The 23557-nt window shown below is 62.5% G+C and carries 24 protein-coding genes; 15 read left to right on the top strand and 9 right to left on the bottom strand.

Annotated elements, in window-relative coordinates; translation table 11 throughout:
• The first annotated feature begins 90 nt into the window (after positions 1-90).
• From HY26_RS06790 to HY26_RS06805, 4 genes are all read left to right on the top strand, one after another.
• On the top strand, positions 91-948 hold the full coding sequence (locus tag HY26_RS06790) for a lipid A-modifier LpxR family protein (RefSeq protein ID WP_158531435.1): 858 nt from the start codon (positions 91-93) through the stop codon (positions 946-948).
• Between the two features lie 17 nt (positions 949-965).
• A complete protein-coding gene (locus tag HY26_RS06795; RefSeq protein WP_112073187.1) occupies positions 966-2042 on the top strand; it encodes a lipid A deacylase LpxR family protein in 1077 nt (358 codons plus the stop codon).
• Positions 2043-2274: 232 nt separating this feature from the next.
• A complete protein-coding gene (locus HY26_RS06800) occupies positions 2275-4251 on the top strand; it encodes an alkyl/aryl-sulfatase (RefSeq protein ID WP_112073188.1) in 1977 nt (658 codons plus the stop codon).
• Positions 4252-4373: 122 nt separating this feature from the next.
• Positions 4374-5069 carry a TerC family protein gene (locus tag HY26_RS06805; RefSeq protein ID WP_112073189.1) on the top strand — a complete coding sequence of 232 codons (696 nt, stop codon included), beginning with the start codon at positions 4374-4376 and terminating at the stop codon, positions 5067-5069.
• 17 nt (positions 5070-5086) lie between these two features.
• Here HY26_RS06805 and HY26_RS06810 read toward each other — a convergent pair whose 3' ends face one another.
• Positions 5087-5902, bottom strand: coding sequence for an alpha/beta hydrolase (locus HY26_RS06810; RefSeq protein ID WP_158531436.1), 816 nt, complete (start codon positions 5900-5902; stop codon positions 5087-5089).
• A 207-nt stretch (positions 5903-6109) separates the two neighbouring features.
• Between HY26_RS06810 and HY26_RS06815 the strand changes: the two genes are divergently transcribed.
• Positions 6110-7855, top strand: a complete 1746-nt coding sequence (locus tag HY26_RS06815) for a cation:proton antiporter (protein ID WP_034763371.1) — start codon at positions 6110-6112, stop codon at positions 7853-7855.
• On the opposite strand, the gene HY26_RS06820 is transcribed toward HY26_RS06815, so the two are convergent.
• The gene (locus HY26_RS06820) at positions 7852-8418 is read right to left on the bottom strand and encodes a carboxymuconolactone decarboxylase family protein (protein WP_112073190.1); all 567 of its coding nucleotides are present in this window, start codon (positions 8416-8418) and stop codon (positions 7852-7854) included. The genes HY26_RS06815 and HY26_RS06820 overlap by 4 nt on opposite strands.
• Positions 8419-8571: 153 nt before the next feature.
• Here HY26_RS06820 and HY26_RS06825 point away from each other — a divergent pair, with 153 nt between their 5' ends.
• A complete protein-coding gene (locus HY26_RS06825) occupies positions 8572-10287 on the top strand; it encodes a SulP family inorganic anion transporter (RefSeq protein WP_112073191.1) in 1716 nt (571 codons plus the stop codon).
• Positions 10288-10295: 8 nt separating this feature from the next.
• Here HY26_RS06825 and HY26_RS06830 read toward each other — a convergent pair whose 3' ends face one another.
• Entirely contained in the window at positions 10296-10841 is a 546-nt protein-coding gene (locus HY26_RS06830) for a 2'-5' RNA ligase family protein (RefSeq protein ID WP_158531437.1), read from the bottom strand.
• 229 nt (positions 10842-11070) lie between these two features.
• On the opposite strand from HY26_RS06830, the gene HY26_RS06835 reads away from it, so the two are divergent.
• The 4 genes from HY26_RS06835 to HY26_RS06850 all read left to right on the top strand — a co-directional run bounded on the left by HY26_RS06835 (position 11071) and on the right by HY26_RS06850 (position 13957).
• Positions 11071-12108: a ribonucleotide-diphosphate reductase subunit beta gene (locus HY26_RS06835; protein WP_112073193.1), complete on the top strand. Its 1038-nt coding sequence runs from the start codon at positions 11071-11073 to the stop codon at positions 12106-12108.
• Between the two features lie 30 nt (positions 12109-12138).
• The gene (locus HY26_RS06840) at positions 12139-12813 is read left to right on the top strand and encodes a hypothetical protein (protein WP_112073194.1); all 675 of its coding nucleotides are present in this window, start codon (positions 12139-12141) and stop codon (positions 12811-12813) included.
• A 121-nt stretch (positions 12814-12934) separates the two neighbouring features.
• On the top strand, positions 12935-13591 hold the full coding sequence (locus HY26_RS06845; RefSeq protein WP_112073195.1) for an EF-hand domain-containing protein: 657 nt from the start codon (positions 12935-12937) through the stop codon (positions 13589-13591).
• Positions 13592-13603: 12 nt separating this feature from the next.
• Positions 13604-13957 carry a YXWGXW repeat-containing protein gene (locus HY26_RS06850; RefSeq protein WP_112073196.1) on the top strand — a complete coding sequence of 118 codons (354 nt, stop codon included), beginning with the start codon at positions 13604-13606 and terminating at the stop codon, positions 13955-13957.
• A gap of 150 nt (positions 13958-14107) precedes the next feature.
• Here the strand turns inward: HY26_RS06850 and HY26_RS06855 are convergent, their stop codons facing one another.
• On the bottom strand, positions 14108-14461 hold the full coding sequence (locus HY26_RS06855; RefSeq protein WP_081812978.1) for a UrcA family protein: 354 nt from the start codon (positions 14459-14461) through the stop codon (positions 14108-14110).
• A gap of 347 nt (positions 14462-14808) precedes the next feature.
• Entirely contained in the window at positions 14809-15276 is a 468-nt protein-coding gene (locus HY26_RS06860; RefSeq protein WP_112073197.1) for a DUF1203 domain-containing protein, read from the bottom strand.
• 125 nt (positions 15277-15401) lie between these two features.
• Between HY26_RS06860 and HY26_RS06865 the strand changes: the two genes are divergently transcribed.
• Positions 15402-16016, top strand: coding sequence for a hypothetical protein (locus HY26_RS06865; protein ID WP_112073198.1), 615 nt, complete (start codon positions 15402-15404; stop codon positions 16014-16016).
• A 63-nt stretch (positions 16017-16079) separates the two neighbouring features.
• A complete protein-coding gene (locus HY26_RS06870) occupies positions 16080-17531 on the top strand; it encodes an AMP nucleosidase (protein ID WP_034763397.1) in 1452 nt (483 codons plus the stop codon).
• A 19-nt stretch (positions 17532-17550) separates the two neighbouring features.
• Here the strand turns inward: HY26_RS06870 and HY26_RS06875 are convergent, their stop codons facing one another.
• Positions 17551-18474 (bottom strand): hypothetical protein, encoded by a 924-nt coding sequence (locus tag HY26_RS06875; RefSeq protein ID WP_146740193.1) that lies wholly within the window; start codon positions 18472-18474, stop codon positions 17551-17553.
• Between the two features lie 98 nt (positions 18475-18572).
• Positions 18573-19130 carry a YSC84-related protein gene (locus HY26_RS06880; RefSeq protein WP_112073199.1) on the bottom strand — a complete coding sequence of 186 codons (558 nt, stop codon included), beginning with the start codon at positions 19128-19130 and terminating at the stop codon, positions 18573-18575.
• Between the two features lie 132 nt (positions 19131-19262).
• On the opposite strand from HY26_RS06880, the gene HY26_RS06885 reads away from it, so the two are divergent.
• Entirely contained in the window at positions 19263-20042 is a 780-nt protein-coding gene (locus tag HY26_RS06885; RefSeq protein ID WP_112073200.1) for a tyrosine-protein phosphatase, read from the top strand.
• Between the two features lie 4 nt (positions 20043-20046).
• Here the strand turns inward: HY26_RS06885 and HY26_RS06890 are convergent, their stop codons facing one another.
• Entirely contained in the window at positions 20047-20565 is a 519-nt protein-coding gene (locus tag HY26_RS06890) for a hypothetical protein (RefSeq protein WP_112073201.1), read from the bottom strand.
• Positions 20566-20660: 95 nt separating this feature from the next.
• Between HY26_RS06890 and HY26_RS06895 the strand changes: the two genes are divergently transcribed.
• Both HY26_RS06895 and HY26_RS06900 read left to right on the top strand, forming a co-directional pair.
• Positions 20661-22364 carry a DNA polymerase III subunit gamma/tau gene (locus HY26_RS06895; protein ID WP_112073202.1) on the top strand — a complete coding sequence of 568 codons (1704 nt, stop codon included), beginning with the start codon at positions 20661-20663 and terminating at the stop codon, positions 22362-22364.
• Between the two features lie 11 nt (positions 22365-22375).
• The gene (locus HY26_RS06900) at positions 22376-22699 is read left to right on the top strand and encodes a YbaB/EbfC family nucleoid-associated protein (RefSeq protein ID WP_034763408.1); all 324 of its coding nucleotides are present in this window, start codon (positions 22376-22378) and stop codon (positions 22697-22699) included.
• 17 nt (positions 22700-22716) lie between these two features.
• On the opposite strand, the gene HY26_RS06905 is transcribed toward HY26_RS06900, so the two are convergent.
• Entirely contained in the window at positions 22717-23532 is an 816-nt protein-coding gene (locus HY26_RS06905; RefSeq protein WP_112073203.1) for a hypothetical protein, read from the bottom strand.
• Positions 23533-23557 lie beyond the last annotated feature (25 nt).

Consider the following 23557-nt stretch of genomic DNA (forward strand, 5'->3'; position numbering starts at 1 on the left):
GTGGCCTTCATGCTACATTAAATGAACAGTGGCCTAATTCCCGTTAACGGTTCTAACCCGGGGAAGGCAGCCATGAGAGGTGTGGGTCGAATGGTAGTTGCAGTTGCCAGTGCAGTATTGACGATGGCCTGCCAGGGTTGCGTGGCCGTCTCTCCGCATGACCAGATGCGGATCGAACCGGCTGTGCCGCCGACCGTCGGCATGATGATGGCCGCACCGGGCCCGCAGTCAGCAGCAGCGCCGATTGCATCTGACCGTGCCGCGATTTCCGTGCATGTTGTTGATGGCCTACCGAGCCGGTTTACCGGCACGCCGCTGGGCCTTGGCAGCGAATTGGCGACCCTTGCCTTTACCGGCACGCCGGCAGATTTCTCTTCAGGCTCTCTGGTGGCCCCATCGACCGGCAAACCTGAATTGGGTTGGTCCGGCTCAGGCGCTCTGACGGCTGTCACGGCTGAGCGCTCTGCTGCAGCCGCGCTGAACCCGGCGCTGGCCAAGGTAGAGAAAGACATCGCCGCCGAAGTGGCGTTCTCCGCTCCGAAAGAAATGACCGGCCTCACCTTCGATGTGGGCGTCGCGCCGCGTATCGCCGTGCGCGAAGACGGCGAGATCCTGACCCAGCGTTTCGGTGGTGAGGTCCGTATCGGTCAGGACTTCGACCTGCTGGATTCGAACGGACAGCCCCAGGGCTGGTACCTGTTCGCGGGCGCCGATGGCGAAGCGCTTGTCTGGGATGCGGATCGGAACGGATTCACACCGCAACTGGGTGACATGTCTCTGACCGACCAGGTGACTGTTGGTGACCTTCAGGCGGGCGTCTCCATCCAGCGCGGCGGCGGCCAGCTTTCGCTGTCCTATATCCGCCGGGAAGTGAAATATCGCGACCGCAATGGCGGCTTCAGCGAGAATGAAGATTTCGCAGGTGTCAGTTTCACCATGCGCCGATAGGTGCTATCGCTCGGGGCATGAAACTGACCCGATTTGAAACACTGACTGGGACAGGGGCCGCGCGGATTGCAGCGGCCCTTTTCATTGGCGCGACCTGTGTCATGGCGCTGCCCGCATCGGCTGAGGATCAGGTTGAGACCGGTCCGGTCGCCCCGCGAAAGCCGGGCGTCTGGTCACTGACTTCCGAGAATGACATGTTCGGTTCCGGCACGGACCGGAACTATTCGAACGGCGTGCGCCTCGAACATGTGTCGGCTGCCGACGAGGTGCATCCCGGCCTGAAATGGGTCGCGGCCCGGCTGCCCTGGATCGATGTTGAGCGGACAGACCTGCGCCAGGGCTTTGGTCTCTCCCACGCCATCTTCACGCCCGAGGACATTACGCTGGAGGATCCAAACCCGCTCGACCGGCCGTATGCCGGCTGGCTTTCTTTGTCTTCCACGATTGCGGCGACGGACATCGAAAAGGAATTGCAGGACACGCTTCAGGTCAATCTGGGGATCGTCGGGCCGTCGGCAGGCGGCGAATTTGTCCAGAACAATTGGCACAAGATGCTGGGTATTCCGGGGGCTCAGGGTTGGGATCATCAGCTGAAAGATGAGCCGGGTGTCGAGATCATCGCGCAACGCCTGCAGCGGCTGAACAAGTTCGATCTGCCATTCGGATTGGAAACGGATTTTGCCGGGCATGCCGGTTTTGCCCTAGGGAATGTACGCACTTATGCGAACACGGGACTGACGGCGCGTATTGGCTGGGATCTCGACTCCGGATTTGGCCCGCCGCGCATCCGCCCGGCGCTGGCCGGGGCAGGGGAGTTTATTCCCGGTACAGATGAAACCCCCTGGGGCGGGTATGCCTTTATCGGCGTCGACGGCCGCGCCATTGCACGGGACATGTTCCTGGACGGCAATCTGTGGCGCGACTCGGCGCGTGTGGAAGATCGCCGCGCGCTCTCCGGGGACCTGCAGGCGGGCCTTGTGGTTCACTATCGCGACGTGCAGGTCGCTTTCACATGGGTGACACGGACAGAGCAGTTTGCCTATCAGGACGGCCCCCAGCAATTCGGCGCCGTCTCGGTTTCCATCGCTCACTAGGCCGCTCAACGCCGGGCGGCGTGTTGGCGCGTGGATCCGGACCGGCGCGATTTATACATACCGACAGTATGCTGGTGTGTCATTTGGTGTCCTTAATGTCAATAAAAGCTGGGCTTTCACCCGCGCATCATATACATACCGCACTCGTGATTACCGGTCCGGTGCGCAGGCTTTTCTTGTCTGTCCGACAGGCCCGGCGCAGACTGCAGGGAAAAATTCCGGGAGGAACCAAATGAGATATGCCGCCGTCGCGCTCGCCGCGTTGATCAGTCTTGCTGCCTGCTCCGAACAGGCTGCCACCGCGCCGAAGGCCGACGTTGCGCCGCCTGCAGGTGTCGCCACCGAAGCCACCAAAGCGGCCAATGCCGCGCTGGCCGAACGCCTGCCGCTGGACCAGCCGGGCGACTTCGAAGATGCCGGCCACGGCCTGCTCGCCCAGATCCAGAAAGATATCGTCGACGAGACCGGCAAGGTCGTCTGGGCCGTCCATGCGCAGGATTTCATCAATGGCGCAGCGCCCGACACGGTGAACCCCTCTCTCTGGCGTCAGCAGCAATTGCTGGCCAAGCATGGCCTGTTCGAAGTCAAGGATGGCCTCTACCAGGTGCGTGGTTATGACTTGGCAGTTATGTCCATCATCCGCGGCGACACCGGCTGGATCATCGTCGATCCGCTGACGAGCAAGGAGACAGCCGCAGCGGCCCTCAAACTGGTCAACGACACGCTGGGGGAGCGCCCGGTCAGTGGCGTTATCTACACCCATTCGCATGCAGACCATTTTGCGGGCGCCCGGGGTGTGATCACGGAATCCGATATCGCCAACGGCGTTCCGGTGCTCGCCCCCGTCGGGTTCACCGAAAATGCGATCGCGGAAAACCTGCTGGCTGGCAACTACATGTCGCGCCGGGCGATCCTGATGTTTGGCGGTACGCTCCCGAACGACGCGACCGGACAGGTCGGCACCGGTCTCGGTCCGGCCTTGTCGACGGGCACGGCAGGCTTCATTCCCCCGACGGAAGAAATCTCGGGCCGAGGTACGCAGCGTGTGATCGATGGCGTGAAATTCGAGTTCATCGACGCAGCCGGCACAGAAGCCCCCGCCGAATTCATGTTCTATCTGCCAGACTTCCGCGCCCTCTGTACGGCTGAGGTCGCAACGGCAACTTTCCACAACGGGCTGACCCTGCGCGGCGCAAAGGTTCGGGACTTCCTCGAATGGAGCCGCGTGCTGGACTATGCGCTGGTGAACTATGCGGGAAAATCAGACGTATCTTTTGCATCCCACCACTGGCCGACCTTTGGCACGGAGAACGTGCAGGATTATCTGCGCGGCCAGCGCGATGTGTATCGCTACACGCATGACCAGACGGTTCGGCGGGCGAACCAGGGCCAGACCCAGTTCGAAATCGCGGAAGACATTCCGGAGCCGGATGTTCAGGAAACCCATTTCGACACGCGCGGCTATTACGGCACGCTGAACCACAACGCCAAGGCGGTCTACCAGTATTATTTCGGCTGGTGGGATGGTGTGCCTGCCACATACAATGCCTGGCCGATGGAAGAACGTTCCAAACGCATGGTCGCACTGGCCGGAGGCGAAGATGCGGCCCTGGTGGCGGGAGAAAAGGCTTTCAAGGAAGGCGACTATCGCTGGGCGGCTGAAGTGTTCAATGCCGTTGTGTTTTCAAATCCCGAGAATCAGGCGGCTCGTGACTGGCTGGCGTCCAGCTATGAGCAGATGGGCTTCCAGGCAGAGTCCGGCGCCTGGCGTGACTATTACCTGACCGGCGCGGCCGAGTTGCGCCGCGGTTTGCCAGTGGATCAGGCGATCCGCCTCGGCAATCTCGACTTCCTGAAGGGCGTGCCGACGGTGGAACTGTTCAACGCGCTGGCCGTGCGTTACGCTCCAGAGAAGCTGACAAGGGATCCGTTCACGCTGAACTTCGTCTTCCCGGATACCGAAGAGACGTTGATGCTGGACGTGGGCACCCGCACGGCCTTCCCGCGGCCGGGGTCTGCCTCCGGCTCGCCCGCTGCGACGCTCACCATATCCCGCGCTGCGTTCAATGATCTGATCCTCCAGACACGGAGCTTCCAGGACATTGCGAAGGCCGGGGAGGCGAAAGTGGAGGGCGATCCGTCGGCGCTGCTCGCCTGGTTCAGCGCATTGGAGACTGCGCCGTTCTGGTTCAACGTTGTCGAACCATAGGGCATACCGATGGCCTGCAATGGGACTGAGACCGTCTGATTGCAGGCCGCTGCGGCTTCCCCCATATTGAGAGGGCTGAGCCCCGCCATACTGGCCGGGCTTCTGAAAGGCGCCTCTGGCCGATGGTCCCCGACCTGACTTTCCTGACCCCCGAACTTCTGCAGGCTTTCTTCGCCGTCGTGGCGATCGACCTTGTGCTTGCTGGCGACAATGCCGTGGTGATCGGGCTTGCGGCGGCGGGCCTTGAAAAGCAGCAGCGCGGCAAGGCGATCCTGATCGGGATCATTTTCGCTACGGTCCTGCGCATCGCCTTCGCCCTGGTCGCGGCAGAATTGCTGCTGATCATCGGCCTTCTCTTCGCCGGTGGGGTATTGCTGCTCTGGGTGGCCTGGAAGATGTGGCGGGAGCTGAGGGAAGAGGCCCAACACAATGCCGAAGAAGCCTTGTCAGGCGTTGACCTCAATGCTGACGGCACCGTGGCCGGCCAGCGGCCCGGCAAGACCCTTCGGCAGGCTGTGACGCAGATCATCATCGCCGATGTTTCCATGTCGATCGACAACGTGCTGGGCGTCGCCGGCGCGGCGCGGGAGCATCCGGTCGTGCTGGTCTTCGGCCTCGCATTGTCGATCCTGCTGATGGGGGTTGCGTCCACCTTCATCGCCAAAGTGCTGACCCGCCACCGTTGGATTGCTTTCGCGGGCCTCGCCATCATCCTCTATGTGGCGCTGCACATGATCTGGGAAGGCGGTCACGAACTTTGCGCCGAAGGCCTGCCCATGCTCGGCCTCGATACCCCCGCTGCCTGCCGCGTGCACTAGCGCGGCGCGCTGCGCCTCTAGTTCATTTGGCTGCGGAAGAAGTCCGCGATCATCGGGCCGAACTTGTCGCCGTCCGCGCCAAGCCGTTTGTTGAGACTCTTGTGCGAGCGTTTCTTCGCCAGAACGGCTTCGGCGTCATAGCCATGGTCGCGCAACGTTTCGGCCAGCTCCTTGGCGCGGTCAGGTGAGACCGGGCGGTCGACATAGAAAATCCGGAATGGCGGAATGCGGCGGCCGTCCATCACCTGAAGTGTCGGGGAGGCCTCGCGCCAGACGGTCTCTTTGCCGCCGAAGGCTGGCCGGTAGAACCGCGGCAGCTCGCCATTCTTCTCGCCGGTTTTCACCAGATTGTAGGATGCGCCATCCAGCGGCACCGTACCCTTGATCACGCCGAGGCCCAGACCTTCGGCCCGCAAATATTGCGGATCGATCGAGACCAGCGCCACGGAGTGCGCGCCGGAGGAATGTCCCATCAGGAAGATGGAATCCGGATCGCCGCCATAAGTGTCGGCATTCCTGTAGAGGAAGGCGATGGCGGAAGCGAGGTCTTCCACCGGGGCCGGGAAGGGGTGGTCCGGTGCAAGGCGGTAATTGATCGAAACGTAGATGAACCCTTCGTCGGTGAAGAAATCCGACTGTTTCGGGCCTATGGCGTTCTGCTTGTTGCCATAGGTCCATGCGCCGCCATGCACCATGATGATGATGGGCAGGTCTTCCGCCTCATCCGGGGCATAGATGTCCATGGTGAAATTGCCATCACTGACCGCGGGCATGTGATTGTACACCACATCGCGATATACTTCGGCCGCCGAAGCGAGCCCCGGCGCAGCCATCCAGGCAAAAAGACACAAGAACGCGGCAGATAAGAAACGCATAGCGGATACCTTCCATACAGGAAGCCAGTTTGGAACGCCATCTGTCAGCAATTTCGATGAATCTTGATGCAACGTAATGTCTTCCCTTGGAGAGTCGGGCTGGTCCGATAGAATGAAATTGTGACGGCAGCGGGGCCGCCGACTCGCAATGAAAGGGGATTTTGCATGCACGAAGGAAGCCACGAGATCCTCATCAAGGACGCGCTGGTCTTCCTGATCGCTGCCGGGCTCGTCGTGCCGGCGCTGCGCATGCTGAAACTGCCCGCTGTTGTGGGCTTCATCCTCGCTGGCGTGGCGCTGGGCCCATGGGGCCTCGGTTCGTTTTCGGATACCTGGGCGCCGCTCGGCATGTTTACCATCGCCGAGCCCGAAGCGGCGGCGCCTTTCGCGGAACTGGGCGTGCTGTTTCTCTTGTTCCTGCTGGGGCTGGAGCTGTCGGTGGAGCAGCTCTGGTCGCTGCGGCGCATCGTGTTCGGCGCAGGAATCGTGCAGGCCGCCGCCAGCGCGATCCTGCTGGCCCTGCTGGCGACCGTGTTCGATTTCGACCTGACGGCGGCCATTGTCGTGGGGCTCGCCCTGGCATTGTCGTCCACGGCCGTCGTGATGCAGCTGATGACAGCGAACCATCAGGCCTCGGCGCCGGTCGGGCGCACGGCGCTCGGCGTCCTGTTGTTTCAGGACATTCTGGTCGCGCCGATCCTGATCTTTGTGGGGTTTGCCTCATCCGAAGCCGGCGCAAACCTCGGCACCGTACTGCTGGAGGCAGCGGTGCAGGGCGTGCTCGCCGTCGGCATCCTGCTTGTGATCGGCCGCTTCCTGTTGCGTCGCCTGTTCCAGATGGCGGCCGATGCAGGCGGGCGAGACTTCCTGATGGCAATCACACTGCTGACCGTCGTGGGCGCCGCCGTTCTGACGGCCAGCGCAGGCCTCTCCATCGCGCTCGGCGCCTTCCTCGCCGGCCTGATGCTGGGCGAGACGGAATTCAAGCACCAGACCGAAGTCGACCTCGACCCGTTCAAGGGGCTGTTGCTCGGCCTGTTCTTCATGACCGTCGGACTCGGCCTGGACCTTGGCGTGATCGCGCGGGAATGGCCGCTCGTCCTGATGGGGCTGATCGCGCTGCTGGTGGTGAAGTACGTCATTGCCTGGGCAGCCGTCCGGATCTTCGGGCGCAGCCCGGAACTGGCAACCGAAACAGCTGGCCTGCTCGCCCCGGCGGGAGAGTTTGCTTTCGTCGTGCTGGCGGCGGGGGCGGCCGGCGGGGTCATCACTGGCGATCAGGCAACGCTCGTCTCGGCCGTGGCGGGCCTATCCATGTTGCTGATCCCGGTCACCTGGCGCGGATCCCAATCCGTTGTCCGGCGCATGCAGCGAAAGGGACACGGCCATGCCACGACGCTTCCAGCCGAAAAGGCAGAGCTGGAAAACCATGTGATCATCGCCGGGTTCGGCCGGGTGGGGCAGGCAGTGGCCCGCATCCTGGATGAAGAGAACACGCGCGTGGTGGCGCTGGACAGCCGGCCCGACACGGTGGCGCGCCTGCGCAAGCAGGGCTGGAGCGTCTATTTCGGGGACGGCGCCCGTAAGGAGATTCTCGACAAGGCAGGCCTTTCCGGCGCGGCCATGGTCGTGGTCACCATCGATGACCCGCAGGCGGCCGAACATATCGTCCGGGCTGTGCGCCGCGGCCGTCCGGAAATCCCGATCCTTGCCCGTGCGCAGGACGCCGACCATTCGCGCAGCCTGTTCCAGGCCGGGGCGACCCACGTCGTACCTGACGCCATCGAGGCCGGCTTGCAGATGTCTGCGCGCGCCCTCGAACAGTTCGGCTATACACCTGAAACCGTCCGCTCCCTCATCGGCGCCGAGCGCGACGCGGAATACCGCAAGGCAACGCTGGAGAAAGCCTAGGTTCGCACGGGTGCCAAGGCTCGGATGTCCGGGGCGACGAAGTCTTCCGGCGGTAGACCGGCCATGTTCGCGACGAAGCTGACCGTATGATACGCCCCGCACAGGGCGAGGATTTCCAGCTGCTGGTCGACACGCCAATCTGCCTCGAATGCCGCGCGCGCGGACGGGGACAGCGCCGCGCTCTGGCAGATTTCGTCGATGGACCGGATGAGGCGGGCTTCTACCGGAGCCCACAAGGTTTCGTCGATGGCGGGCCGAGTGGTGGCGGCAATCTGTTCCGGCGTGAACTTTGCTGCGTTCGCAAAGATCGCCACATGGACACCCCACTCATAGGCGCAGCGCAGATTGGCCGTTACGCGCAGGATCACGATTTCACGCATGCGCAACGGCAGCGGGCTGTCCCGGTCGAGCAGGTTCGGCACGGCCTTCTGCAGGAACCGTTTCGAGTTCGCGAAGGTCCGGAACAGCGACAGGATATACCCGTCTGAACTTGGATAATTTGCCAGAAGGCGGGCGATGTCCTTCGGCCAGGGCTCCGGCAGCGGGGTAATCTGATTCGTCATGAGGTCCTCCCTTTTGCTACGTATTTCGTAGCGATCTTCATGCGCTACTAAATACGTAGCGTCAAGACGGGTGCGATGTCAGAGGACCTCTTTCGTCCACACCTTCTGGTGGTGTAATAGGTATGCATTCGCGGATAGCGGGGTAGGCCAGCCATGACATCATTCACGCACAAGGTGGCGGCGCCCACGCCGGGCTTTGCTGATCTCTACACGCCGAAACTCGTGACGGTGCTGCGCGAGGGATACGGTCTCGACAGGCTTCGGGCCGATGCCATTGCCGGCCTGACCGTCGCTATCGTTGCCTTGCCATTATCCATCGCCATAGCCGTCGCATCAGGAGCAAGCCCGGCACAGGGCCTGATCACGGCGATCGTTGGCGGCTTCCTCGTCTCGCTGCTGGGCGGCAGCCGGTTCCAGATTGGCGGTCCGGCCGGGGCCTTTATCGTGCTGGTCAACACGACCGCCGCGACCCACGGCATGGACGGCTTGATCCTGGCGGTGCTTATGTCCGGCATCCTGCTGGCACTCGCGGGCTGGTTGCGTCTTGGCACTTTCGTGAAGTTCGTGCCGTACCCTGTGACGGTGGGCTTCACCGCCGGCATTGCCATCATCATTGGGTCCAGCCAGCTGAAAGACCTGTTCGGCCTCACCCTCGCCGGAGCAGAGCCGGGGCCATTCCTTGAGAAGCTGCCCGTGCTCGCCGCAGCCGCGCCGACCGCGGACTGGCATGCCTTCGCCATTGCGGCAGGGACGATGGCGGTGATCTTCACGCTGAAGCGCTACCGCCCCGGCTGGCCGGGCATCCTGTTGGCGGTCGTGCTGGCGGCGCTGGTGACAGCATTGGCAAAGCTCGACATCGCGACAATCGGCACCCGTTTCGGGGCGATGCCGGCGGGTCTGCCCATGCCGCATGTTCCAGCTCTCTCCATGGCCAAGGTCATGGACGTGTTGCCCGCCGCGATTTCCTTCACGCTGCTCGGCGCCATCGAATCGCTGCTCTCCGCCGTTGTGGCTGACGGGATGACCGGGCGGCGGCACCGCTCCAATTGCGAGCTGGTGGCGCAGGGCGCGGCCAATATCGGCTCGGCTCTGTTCGGCGGCATCTGTGTCACCGGCACGATTGCCCGAACGGCCACGAATGTCAGGGCAGGGGCGCACGGTCCGGTGTCCGGCATGCTGCACTCGGTCTTCCTGCTGGGCATGATGATCCTTGCCGCACCGCTGATCGCCTTCATCCCGATGGCGGCGCTGGCAGGCGTGCTGGCGGTCGTCGCCTGGAACATGTTCGAGAAGCATGCCTTCTGGCGCCTGCTGAATGCCTCGAAGGGGGACGCGGCGGTGCTGCTCGCGACTTTCGGGTTGACCGTGTTCCGCGACCTCACCGAAGCGATCATCGTTGGGTTCGCGCTCGGCGCCGCCCTGTTCATCCAGCGCATGTCGCAGGCCGCGACGGTGGAACTCGGCGCGCCGCTGGTCCAGCCGGATGAGGCGGATGACCTTCGCCACCGTGTGCCGTATGACGAGGCGACCAGCACCCGCCGCGACGTGATCGTCTATCGCATTTCGGGCGCGTTCTTCTTCGGCGCGGCAGCCACCATCGGCTCGGTGCTCGACAGGATCGGCGACCAGCACCGCGCCCTGATCGTGGACTTTTCAGCCGTGCCCTTCATCGATTCGACCGCTGCCCACACGATCGAGGGCCTGGTCGAGGCCGCCCATCGCCGCAAGATTGCAGTCTGGCTCACCGGCCTCAGCCCCGCCAACGAGGTCGCTCTCGCAGCTCATGATGTCGCCCCGCCGCATGTGGAAGTGGCGCCGGACATCAAGACCGCGCAGGCCGAGGCGCTCGCGATGCTGGATGGGATGTGAGCCCCACGCTATGTCCTGCCGCCAGACAGAGGGATGACCTGAATCTCCTGAATCGAGCCATGCGTATCCTTGGCGACAATCGTGAGGGAGGTGATCCTGCCTGACACGTCAAGGCTGGATGCATTCAGTGAATCGCAGATCTGCTTGGCGGTTTCAACGCTGGCAAACCGGCCGACCGTGATGTGCGGGACATAAGGAATGTCGGGGCGCAGCAGGCCCGAAAAGGGGCCGGTGTGCAGATCGCGCCGCAGTTTCAGAATCTCGCTGTTGCCTGTGTCGGGAGCCAGAAAAGCGTAGCCGGTATCATCCTGATGGTCCGTGCCGATGACAGCGCGCCTGCAGGCGAACGGGAAGGGGGCAGTCGCCCGGGCGATCGTCTGGACCTGCTGCAGATAGTCTGCTTCCGGAACAGAATCGTCCCCGAAGACAAGTGTGAAGTGGGGCGCGACCCGGTTCGCGAAATCCCGGTCGTATTCAGCGCGCACCCGGTCCATCCAGGCCCGTGCGCCGGAGCTGGTTTCGGGGATTGCGAGCGTGAAAAGTTGCCGACTCATTTCAACTGCCTGTGTTGAACTTGTTCCTGATACCGCCGCCCAGTCTCTTTCCGCAAAATTTTCCCTGTTCGGCATGCGGGATATCGTGCCATTCTTGCCTTTCCTGTGCGCAAGCCTGTGGACTAATGTCGCGTGCGGCACGCTGCATCTTGCGCCATTAACGCTTCTTAAGCACTATATGTGGTGTTGATTACCCTTATAACCGACTCGCTTGCCAAGGAGGCCCGTCATGGCTGCCACCGATTCTTCGCTTCCCGGACTGCTCACCCCGAGCCGCGCTTACAAGCCGTTCCGCTACCCGTGGGCGTATGATTTCTGGAAGAAGCAGCAACAGGTCCACTGGATGCCGGAAGAGGTGCCGCTTGGCGAGGACTGCAAGGACTGGGCGGTCAAGCTGTCGGATGCCGAGCGTAACCTGCTGACGCAGATCTTCCGCTTCTTCACCCAGTCGGACGTCGAGGTCGGCGCCAACTATATGGAACACTACATGCCGCTGTTTAAGCCGGTGGAAGTGTCCATGATGCTGTCGTCCTTTTCCAACATGGAGACGATCCACATCGCGGCCTACGCCCTGCTGCTCGAAACCATTGGCATGCCGGACAGCGAATTCTCCGCCTTTATGGAATACAAGGAGATGGCCGCCAAGCACGACTATCTCGGCCAGTTCGACACCAAGACGAATGAAGACATTGCCGTCTCCATGGCCGTATTTGGTGCGTTCACGGAAGGCCTGCAGCTGTTTGCGTCCTTCGCGATGCTGATGAACTTCCCGCGCTTCAACAAGATGAAGGGCATGGGCCAGATCGTTTCCTGGTCGGTGCGCGATGAGTCGCTGCACTGCGAAGGCATGATCAAGCTGTTCCACACATTCTGCGCTGAAACAGGTGTGATGAATGACGAACTGCGCGAGCGCATCCGCGAATGCTGCCACACCGTGGTCAGCCTGGAAGACAAGTTCATCGAGCTCGCCTTCGAAATGGGCCCGGTCGAAGGCATGACGGCCGACGACATCAAGAACTATATCCGCTACATCGCCGACTGGCGCCTTGGCCAGCTGAAGCTGGAGCCGCTCTATGGTATCACCAAGCACCCGATCCCGTGGCTGACCGAGATCCTGAACGGCGTCGAGCACGCCAACTTCTTCGAACAGCGCGCCACGGAATATTCCAAGGGTGCCACGAAGGGTGACTGGCACGGCGAAGATGGCGTCTGGACCAAGTTCGACAAGCGCCCTGCCGCCAAGCCGGACAATGTGCCGGCGGAATAAGACCGGACACGGACGGAAGAGCCGGCCGGGATGAGCGTGCGTAGCGACATCCTGGGCTGGGTCATCCGCCGCCTTCACGAAATCGACGCAGCAGACCCGGCGGCGCGGCAGGCGCTGTTCGATGACCTCCGCGCCGAAGTCGGGCAGGGCGGCTTTGGCGATTGCCTGGCAGATGAGGCGTTGCCGCATCTGGAAAGCGCCATTGCGCGGCAGGAGGTTTACTGGCTGAGCCAGTCGCCGCCGGCCGATGCGCCCGCATCACCGCCTGCCAAACCTGCGACCGTCCCGCCGCCTCAGGCCCCGCCGAAATGGGGATGGCGGCGATTCCTGCCTGTCCCAGGGCATCCGCCTGGTCCCGCGCCGGGTGAGGCAACCGGGCCGTTTGCAGACCATGTGTACGAAACCGTGCCGCTGTTCGTCGGTGGGCGGGCAGTCGAGTGCCGGCTCTCCTGGACCTATGATCCGGCCTGCACACTGACGGCGCAGTGCGATGATATCGGCTTTCGCTTCGAGACACGGGCCTACAGTTTCCGGCACGCGGTGGAACATCTGGTGGCGGTTCTTCGCCGTGGTGGCCTTACCATGCCGGTTGCAGCGCTTGACCCGGCTGCAGAGTGGACGAGCCCGGCGCGTGATGAGGAATCCGTTCGTGTCACCACAAAACGTGTTTCGTGCCATGCGTTTGCAACTCTCTCGCAAATATAGGCACCGCATTTCCTATTTCCCGTCAGACAAGTGTCAGCAAGCCGTGCTAAAAAGACCCTGCCTGGGAGGGCTTGGTCCGTAAGCCTGATGCTTGCGGTGCGTTCAGCATGAGGAGACTAAGATGCTGAAACTGAAGATTTTAGGCGCGGCGGCTGTGCTGGCTGTTGCAGTTGCGATGTCTGGCCTGGCTGCAGCGCAAGGCGGCGGTCCGGGCGGCGGCGGACAAGGTGGTGGCGGACAAGGCGGAACCGGGCAGGGCGCCGGCATGGGCAACATGTCAGGCGATCTGGACCGTGACCGGCTGCGCGTCATGGATCCGGCTTCCGGCCGCGACAAGCTGCAGGACCGGGATCGCGACCGCGACATGATCCGCGATCCGGATCGTGACCGGCTTTATCTCGGCACGCAGGACCGTATTCGCAAATTCGATCGCGACGGCGATGCCCGTGTCAACCGCGCCGAATTCGAGGACTGGCACACAGACATGTATGGCCAGATGGACGCTGACGGGAATGGCCTGTCTCTGGAAGAATACCACGCGGCACGGTTCGGCCCCGGCCCGTATAGCGACGCCAATCCGGAACGCCAATCGCTGATGCGCCAGCAGGCAAACCTTCGCAAGACCGAGCGTTTCCGTGTGATGGATGGCAATGGCGACGGCGTCGTCAGCCGCGAGGAATACATGCGGTTCGGCGAGCACGCCTGGCTGGAAGCCGACACGAACGATGACGGCCAATTGAGCTGGGGCGAGCTGCAATCCTATAATCGCGGCATGTAAGGAGAGTGAGATATGGCAAGCAAACACATCGCAAGCAGACGCATCCTTCCTGCCGTTACCGCGCTTGCCTTCGCCGGTCTGACAGCCTGCGCAGGCTATGGCCCGCATCGGCACTATGGTCCGCCCCCGTCGGGAGCCGTTTACATCACGACCGCGCCACCTCCGCCGCGGACCGTGATCATCCCGCCACGTCCGACTTCCCTGTCAGTCTGGATCAGTGGCTACTGGAACTGGACCGGGACTGACTTTGTCTGGATCGACGGTCATTGGGACCTGTCACCTCCGCGCGCAGGCGCTGTCTGGGTGCCCGACCAATGGGTGAAGACCAATAAAGGTTGGTACCGCAGACCCGGCCGCTGGAATTAGACCCCCACCAGCTGTCAGGACCAGTCGGAAAAGCTCGGTTTTCCCGGCCGGGCTTTTCTTGTGTCCGGATTCCGGTCCCTGTTGGCGGAATCAGTGAGGGGCGCCCGTGGCCGCGGGCGCCCCTCCAACGCTATTCCGGGAGGAAATGGTCTAGCGTTGTTCGTAAGAGGCGGTTTCGACCGTTGCGAGACGGGCGAAAGTCGGGGCCGTTTTCAGGCCCATTTCTTCACGTTCCTTGAGGATTTTGACGGCGGCCTGGGCCATCACGTCGTCAGCACAGCTGCGGTCGACCATCGGGCCGCGGCCGAACTTGCTGCCGGAAGAGGTGCAGGCGCTGCGGGCCTGGCTGCGAATGTCGGAGAGCACGAGCTCGGCGCCAGACTCGGAGGCCAGCAGGTCGTGATCGTAGGAGATTTCAACGGAGATCGGCGTGACGACTTCAGCCGATGCGGCAAACGGAACCACAGCGACGAGGGCGGCGGCTGCAAGCATTTGTTTTTTCATGAGAATTCAGTCCTTCAGAGTTTGGTGCCGTCTTCCCAACGGCTTTGAAACTCCTCCCTCAAGCTGCCTCACGCGGCGATATCGCCCCAAAACACGCCGACCCGGACACACACTCACCGGGCAGACGTTGGCCAGCCCCGAAGCGGCCGCGTGCTGCACCGCAACAATCGTCTCGCAAGCGCAGCATTTCAAGAGCGTTTTTTCAGCTAACTGCTTCCAGAAGCCTGTAGGAATCCGGTCCGCCCACTGTTCGTGCACGCATGCCCAAACCTTCGCCGCATGACGCTGGGTACAGTGTCTGCTGCCATTACCTGCTGCCGGACGAACCGTCAGAATTCTGTCAAAAATCACCTTCGTTCGACCCTTGCAGCAAAGCAACCCTGCTTTGCAAAATGGAGGTGGATATAATCTGTAGACGGATGCCTGAAGAGGGCTTCGATGCTTGCCGCAACGTCAAATCCGTCTGCAATATCGGCATTAACCATCATGCCGTCCGAATCGAAGGCACGCAGCGAAATGATCCGCTGCCGGATCATATCCGGAACCTCTCCCTGCGGAAGGCTTGCGGTCGCCGCGCCTTCGCGCACAAAGATTGCATGGCTGGCCCGGAAAGGCGTTGCGGCAGCGTGATGCGTGTAGTTCAGCAGGAACACGGTTTCGCCGGGGCGGGCGTCTTCTAGGCTGACGCGGCAGGGATAGCCGGGGTGGCTATCCACCGTCTGGCGTTGGACAAGGCGGCTGGCGAGGGCGTCATCGCTGAGCGTGGACAAGGCGGCGAAGTCTTCCGACTGCAATGGCAGGATCTGGAATGGCATGAGCAGGTCTCCCGGATTGATCCGCCTGCCTTATCGCGCGTCCTGCCGCCCGGCCCACCCGCTGCTTGCTGTGGGACAGAACGAATCTGAATTCCCGGGGCAGGGGCCAGGCGCAGGGTGGTGCCATGATGATTTCACCCGTCCGTCTCTCTTCCTCTCTCGGGCTTGCCTGGGCTTATGCCGGCCAGCAGGCCGCCGCACTTGCTAGCGGGCTGGGCCTCGGCCCGCTCGGCATCCGCGCCTTCCTGCCGCGCGCAGTGTGCCAGAAAGTGGATGCGGATCTGAAGCGCCTGGAAACGCTGGTGCGCCGCATCCTGTTCCTTGTGGCGATGGAGACACCCCTGCTGGAATTTCGGCAGGCACCACCGCGCGATATGTCCGGCAAGCGTCCGCCTGCCGCGCCGCCGGTTCAGCTCGTCTTTCCCTTGCCGGCCTTCCGGCTGACGGAGGCGTCGCCGTCGCCTGTACTGAAGGGGTCGCGGCTTGCGGCGCGCCTTGCTGCCCGCAATCGCCGGGCGGCCGAACCACAGGATCCCGCACATCGCTCCGGTCCGCATGACATGCTGCCCGCCATGGGCCTGATGAACCGGTTCGTAGCGCTGGAGGAGGCGTTGGCCGATCCGGAGGCTCAGGTCGCCCGTTTCCGCCGCAAGCTCGCCCGCATCCGGGCTGACAAGACCCTGCCGCTACCAGTTGCAGACACGCACCAGCCGCCTGTGCCGGGCGCTGGTGCTGGATAATGTGCTGGCCGGTATGATAATAAGGTGAATTGACAGGCGCATGCCGCTGGGGCAGATGGCGCCATGTCGAAACTCACTACACCTGAAGCCGTCATTGACGCCCTCGAAAAGCTCTATGCTGAGGCTGTCGAGGCGCAAGCCGATGCCCTCAATACATTCCTGCGAGAAGGCACGCCGCCCGACCCGGAGCTGCGCGCATCCGGCGCGTTCTGCTATCCGCAGATCCGCATTGTCTACAATCCGGACGGGCCAGCACCGCGCATTTCGCGCTCCTATGGCCGCATCTCGGAGCCGGGCACTTATATCTCCACCTTCACCCGGCCGGACTTTTTCCGTCCCTATCTGGTGGAGCAGCTAACCCCGCTGCTGAAGTACTACGAGATCGAGGTCTTCGTCGAACGCTCGCAGTCGGAAATGCCTTACGCCTATGTGTGGGAGCAGGGGCAGGCCTCCGGCCTTGAGGAAATCTCCCCGGCCGAACTCGCGCGCCACTTCCCGAGCCCTGACCTTGCCGAGATCGGGGACGAAGTGGCCGACGGTGAACTCTACGAGCCCTTCACCGAACGCCCGCTGGCCCTGTTTGATGCGCTGCGCACGGATTTCTCGCTGAAGCGCCTGCAGCACTACACCGGCACGCCGGTGGAGCATTTTCAACACTATATTCTGTTTACGAACTATCATCGCTATGTCGATGCGTTCTGTGACTGGGGGCTGGAGCAGCTGGGCAATGGCTCGCGCTACACCTCGCTGTCCGTACCCGGCGGTCTGGAGATTACACAGCCGACGGCAAACTCCCGCGCCGAGATCGATGCCTCGCCCTGGCGCCGGTCACAGATGCCGGCCTATCACCTGCGCGCGCCGGGCAATACCGGCATCACTCTGGTCAATATTGGTGTCGGCCCGGCCAATGCGAAGACAATCACGGATCATCTGGCGGTCATCCGTCCGCAATGCTGGGTCATGGTTGGTCATTGCGGGGGGCTGCGCCATTCGCAGGCCATTGGCGACTATGTCCTGGCGCACGCCTATCTGCGGGAAGACCATGTGCTGGACTCCGTCCTGCCGCCGGAGATCCCGATCCCGGCCCTCGCCGAGGTCCAGATTGCGCTGCAGGAATCTGCCGCCCATGTGACTGGCGAGAGCGGCGACGAGCTCAAGAAGCGCCTGCGCACAGGCACTGTGGTGACCACGGACGACCGCAACTGGGAGCTGCGGTTTTCGGCCTCGGCCCCGCGATTCAACAAGTCCCGCGCCATCGCCATCGAGATGGAGAGCGCCACGATCGCCGCCAACGGCTACCGCCTGCGCGTGCCCTATGGCACGCTGCTCTGCGTCTCGGACAAGCCGCTGCATGGTGAGATCAAGCTGCCCGGCGCTGCCAACCGCTTCTATGAGCGGGCCATCGGCGAGCACATCCGCATTGGCATCGAGACGCTGGAACGCCTCGCGGCAGACAAGGGCGCCAAGCTTCACAGCCGCAAACTCCGCAGCTTCGACGAACCGCCATTCCGCTGAGGGGACCGACACGGTTGATCTAGGCCGTGGCTGGGGTTTCCTCCAGCGCGGCGATGATCGCCCGGGCTTCTTCCGACAGAAGGGCGATCATTGCCGGGTCGCCGATACCTCGCAGGTATTTGACAAAATCCCGGCCGCTGCCATGGTTCTGGCCTGTCAGCACGATCTGGTCGGCCAGCCGGACAAGATCCTGCATGTCGTCCTTGTAGAAGATATCGCACAGGAATGTGTAACGGTTGCGGTAGCAGGCGATAATGATCCAGCGCCAGAACAACAGCACATCCTGTTCCGTAAGAACGCCGGTCTCATTCGCTCTGGCGATGCGACGAACCCACGCCAGATAATGATGCAGGGCCGTCAGTCCGACCTCTGCGTCTGGGCCGACCACGCTTGAGGATTGCACGAAGGGGACTGTGCGCTCTCCTTCGCGGTATCGCCAGTCGCGTTCGGTTGTCGGGCGCCATTCGGTATTCCGGTCCAGCACGCTGACCAGCCGGATACGCTTCATGTTGCCGTCTGTGTCAAAATCGACCACCGCTTCGGAAGCCAGAACCTCGAGGATCTGTTCATCCAGTTCGGTGGTCAGTCTCAGGCGCTCCAGGCTCAGCTGTTGCTCCGCCTGTTTCTGCTGGTTCCGCATGACAACGAGATAGGCAAAGGACGCCACCCAGGCGGTGCCGAGGGCCGTGATGCCATAATTCAGAATGGAGAACGACAGCTCCCGGCGGGATTCGATTTCGAATTCTGACGCACTGTCTGCGGGTGGCCAGGTCATGTTGAGGAAGCCGAGAAACAGCTCGTTTGTCAGTCCGCTGAGTACGGCAGCGCCGAGCACCAGAAAGATAAATGTGATGAACGCAAGAAGGCTGAGGGCGACCCACCGTAGCACCCATTCCGGAATCATCTTGTCCCCTTTCTCGAATATAGTGAGAAAGGAGGACAATCAGGGCGAATTCCCGTTCCGGCAAGCCCTGCCGAAAGATAAAGACGCCCGCCACACCGGTAGGGCTTGCGGGCGTCTCTGTACTGGCGTTGAGGCGCCTATTGCAGCTTGTTGATCTTCGTGCCTTCGATGCTGATGCCGGCCATCAGGCCCTTCTGGTCGAAGATGAAGGCGTAGGCATCTTCCTGCAGCGAGGTCGTCGACAGGTTCTGCGCAACACCGGCGTTCACCAGCACCACGGTCGGGCCGACGCCGATTTCCCAGCCATCGGATTCGCGCACATACTGGACAGCGTCGTCATTCATCAGGAACACGGCATAGCCATACTGCTGGGCGCCGGCCTGCAGGCCCCAGGAGCCTGTGAAGGTCGAGTAGTAGCCGGTGACCGCGCCGCCCTGGCGCATTTCACCTTCGCCATAGGCGCCGCCGATGCCGAGACCGGCTTTCACGATGGACGGGAAGACCAGCACGGCCCGGGCCTTTTGGCCGATGGCCTTGGCGGCCGGGTTCTTTGCATAAAGCTGGTTCAACGCCTGGCGGCTGTCAGCGTCGATTTCGGCCCGGTCCACCTCATCCGGAAGGGTGGAACAGGCGGTGACGGAAACCGTCCCAACTGCAAGGCAGGCAGCAGCAATCATTGAACGAAGACGGGCCATTATGAACTCCTGGTTCTGTTACAATCGGGACTCAAACGTCCGGCGAAGACATTCGGTTCCCAGCCCCCACCACAGGGACTTGTCATCGAGTCAGGGTAGACGAGCGCGCGGGCCCGCGCTAGCTGCCTGACTATGAAAGATCGTATCCTGCCGCTTGAAGGCGTTCGCAATTTCCGGGATTTCGGGGGCTATGCCTCGCGTCATGGGGGCCGTGTAAAGCCCGGGCGGCTGTTCCGCTCCGGTCATTACGCCGAGGCCACGCATGGCGATCTGCAGCAGATACGGCAGAAACGGATCGCCGTGCAGGCAGATTTGCGCCGCCCCGACGAGCGTGAGCGCCAGCCGGGCAAATGGTCCGCCCCGATGACCATCACCCATGATGGCGGCCGCGAGCATGAAGCGCCGCACCACCAGTTCCTGACAAAAGTCGAGGCCGACGCCGAAAAGGCCGAAGCCTGGATGACCGACTATTACCGCGTTGCCCCGTTCAAGGCGCACCACCGGGAGCTGTTCGCCACCTGGTTCGGCCATCTGGCGGAACTGAAAGACAATGAAGCAGGCCTCGTGAACTGCGCTGCGGGCAAGGACCGCACCGGCATTCTCTGCGCGCTGACCCATCATGTGCTGGGCGTCTCGCAGGAGGACATCCACGCCGACTACATCCTCACCAATGTGGCCGTGGATGTGGACGGGCGTCTCGGCGAGATCGCGACCATGTTCAACGCCCATATCGGCAAGAATTACGAGCCCGAAGTCTTCCGCCCCTTCATCGGCGTGCGGCTGCCCTATCTCGAAACCGCCTTCGCGAGGATCGAAAGCGAAGTCGGCTCCATCGACGCCTACCTCACCGAAACCCTCGGCGTGACCCCGGCCCAGCAGGACACGATCCGCGAGAAGCTGCTGGAGGGTTAGGGAGCTAGTTGGCTGAAACGGCGGGCTGAATCTCGACCGTGGCGAGCAATTGCGGATCCATCGCGATGACGGAGTCCCGGGCAAGCATCAGTTCTACCGTTCCGGGGCGCGCGGAGTTCAGAATAAAAAACTGTCGCACGAGCGTTTCAGCATCGTGTCCTTCTCCGTCTCCTCGTTGGGAAATGTAGGTTCGTGTGATTTCATGGACAGGCTCGACTTGCCCCGGATTGAATGTTTTGAGGAATGTGTTTCCGCGAAACCAATGCGGAACTTGTCGGCCTCGAAATACAAAATCAGCGGCGATCAATTCGCAAGCCTTGGCAGAACGCAGCGAGGCCAAAACCGGCTCCTGCACGTTCATGTTCAACTGAAGGACAAGGGCTGGATCGACTTGCTCCCACTCGAAGTTATCGAGGGCGGCGAGTTCATGTTTGTTTTCGCAGATTGGATAGGCTGGAGCGGAAACCTGATCGCAGGCGGCCGAGAGTAGCAGAGGCAGAAGACACAACAGCATGGAACGCATCAACGAAGTCTGCCGCTTCTCTGAAAAATGGCAAGGCTGAGGCGAGTCATCGTCCCCATTGGCCCAGACCCCGGCAGCGGCTAAGGTCCCGGCCAATGAGCGACACCGATTCCGAAACCGAGCGCGATGACGCGACCTTCTCCATGTTCGGGGAAGACGAGGGCCCGGCAAAGCCCGGCGCCTATGAAGTGCTCGCCCGGAAATACCGGCCCCGCACCTTCGAGGACTTGATCGGCCAGGAGGCCATGGTCCGCACGCTCCGCAACGCGTTCGAGACGGGCCGCATCGCCCATGCCTTCATGCTGACCGGCGTGCGCGGTGTCGGCAAGACGACCACGGCGCGCCTGCTGGCCCGCGCCCTCAACTACACCTCCGCCGACCATGACGGCCCGTCGGTGAAGCTGACCCCGCTGGGCGAGCATTGCGAGGCGATCATGGCCTCGCGTCATCCGGACGTGCTGGAGCTGGACGCCGCCAGCCGCACCGGCGTCGCCGATATGCGCGACCTCTTGGACGGGGCCCGCTACGCCCCGGTCTCTGCCAAATACAAAGTCTACATCATCGACGAAGTGCACATGCTGTCGAACGCCAGCTTCAACGCGCTACTGAAGACGCTGGAAGAGCCTCCGCCGCATGTGAAGTTCATCTTCGCGACCACTGAGATCCGCAAAGTGCCCGTCACGGTCCTCTCCCGTTGCCAGCGGTTTGACCTGAAACGGCTGGAGCCGGCGGCGCTGGCGATGCATCTGGGGCGTATCGCGAAGAACGAGGGCGCGACCGTGTCCGAAGAGGGCCTCGCCCTGATCGCGCGGGCGGCCGAAGGCTCTGTCCGCGACGGGCTGTCCATTCTCGACCAGGCCATCGTGCAGACGATGGAAGGGGAGATGGTCACCGGCGCGGCCGTGCGTGACATGCTGGGCCTGGGTGACCGGGGCCGCCTGATGGATGCCTTCGAAAAGGCGATCTCGGGCGAGGCGAAGGCCGCGCTCGAAGAAGTGCAGGACCAGGTGCGCGGCGGGGCAGACCCGGCGATCATCCTGAAAGACCTGCTCGAAATCGCTGCCGACATTTCCATCGCGCAGGCGACGGGAGACGACTACCAGCCTGGCGGCCCGGCCGACTGGGTGGAACGCACCCGTGCCATGGCCCAGCGCCTGACGCCGGCCGAAGCGTCCCGCACCTGGCAGATCCTGCTCTCCGGTTATAATGTGCTGCAGGTCGCGCCGGACCCGGCCACAGCGCTCAACATGGTGATCCTGCGCCTTGTCGCCTCCGCCGGTCTTCCGTCCCCGGAAGAAGCGGCCCGCATGATCGCGGAGGGCAAAGCTTCGCCGGGAAAGCCTGAAGCACAGGCTGAGGCCCCGCCCGATGCCGGCGGGCTGGACAACTTTGACAGCATCCTCGCGCATCTGACCGCCCTCAGGGAGATCAATCTCCAGGTCGAGATGGAGCGCTATATCAAGCCCGGCCCGATCCGGTATGGCCACTTCACCTGCGAGCTGGAAGCCGCCGCACCGCCCGACGTGCTGGCCCGGCTGAAGAGCTTCCTTGAACGCCAGACGGGCGATGACTGGGTTGTGGAGCAGATCCGCGGCGGAGCGGAAACCGTGCGCGCCGCTGAGATCCGCACCAAGGAAGAACGCTTCGCGGCGGCGGCAGCACATCCGATCATTGCGGCGGCCTTGAACAGCCTGCCGGGCGCCACCATTGTGGATGTTGTCGACGAGGACCGGGCAAGCCCTGACATCCCCGCCGATGCCGAAAACGTCATAGACCTGAACTCACGCCGCCAAGCCTGAAGGACCCGACAATGAAAGACCTCGCCAAGATCATGCAGCAAGCCCAGCAGATGCAGGGCAAGATGCAGGAAGTGCAGGCCAAGATCGAGTCGACCGAAGCTGACGGCGTGGCCGGAGCGGGCCTCGTGAAGGTGCGCCTGCGCGGCAAGGGGGAGCTCGTTTCCCTCAGCATCGATCCGAGCCTGATGGGCGACGAGCCGGAAATCCTTGAAGACCTGATCAAGGCCGCCCATGCCGACGCCCGCCGCCGCCTGGACGAGGCGATGGAAGCCGCCATGAAGGAAGCCACCGCAGGCTTCGGCGGCATGATGCCGGGCTTCAAACTGCCGTTCTAGAAACAGCAGGCGCTGATCTACTTTACGCGCCTGCCGTTCAGAAAGGCCGTGTACAACGCGTTGTCTGCCGCCGGTGCTTGCGCGTTGAGGGTCGTTTCGAGCGGCGTTTCTATGGCAGTCACCTTTCCGGACGAAGCTTGCTCCAGATTAAAGGCGCCGTCGAAATCACTCGCAGCCACGAGGGCGTGGGCTTTCGTCTGAAATACGGCAGCTTCCTTCGTCCAGTCGGCACAGGCTCTGGCGATGGCGGAAGCGACGGCCGCTTTGTCGAAGCTCGTCTTTACTTTCGAGAAGTCGAAATCGTAGCGTCCGTCCTGCGGCGCGTACGAGCCGCTAAGTATCTGGACGTCCGAGTCAACATTCGACGATGCGCGCGGCCAATTTGGGGCCAGCCTCCGGAATTCAAAACGGTACCCCGATCCGAACACGGCATACGTCTCTCGGTCCGGGCATTTTTCTTTCAGCACTGCATCCGTGAAATTGTCGAAGTCTTTCTGCGCCTGCCAATTGGCACGAATCACCGGCTCGAACTGAGCGCGGTTGTAGGCAAGATCTTCCGGCGAGGCGATTTCATCACCTTCTTCTTCCTCGGGCTCGGTTCCTGCGTCGTATGTTGAATCGTCAACCATCCCCGCCATTACAGCTGCCGTCTGCTCTGGGGTCATCATGATGATGGACTGTTCGATCTGGGGCCGCATGGGTTCACGCATCGACGGATCCATGCCGGCAAGGAGCTTCTCGACCAGGACTTTCTGATCGGGGCGAAGGTCGGCGGCGGCAGCTGGCGCAAAGGCCAGGACAAGGGCGGCGAAGGATCCAATGGCGTTTTTCATTCTCAGGCGTCTCAATTGTGAGGGG

This window comes from Hyphomonas sp. GM-8P (genome assembly GCF_003263315.1).
Taxonomy (GTDB): domain Bacteria; phylum Pseudomonadota; class Alphaproteobacteria; order Caulobacterales; family Hyphomonadaceae; genus Hyphomonas.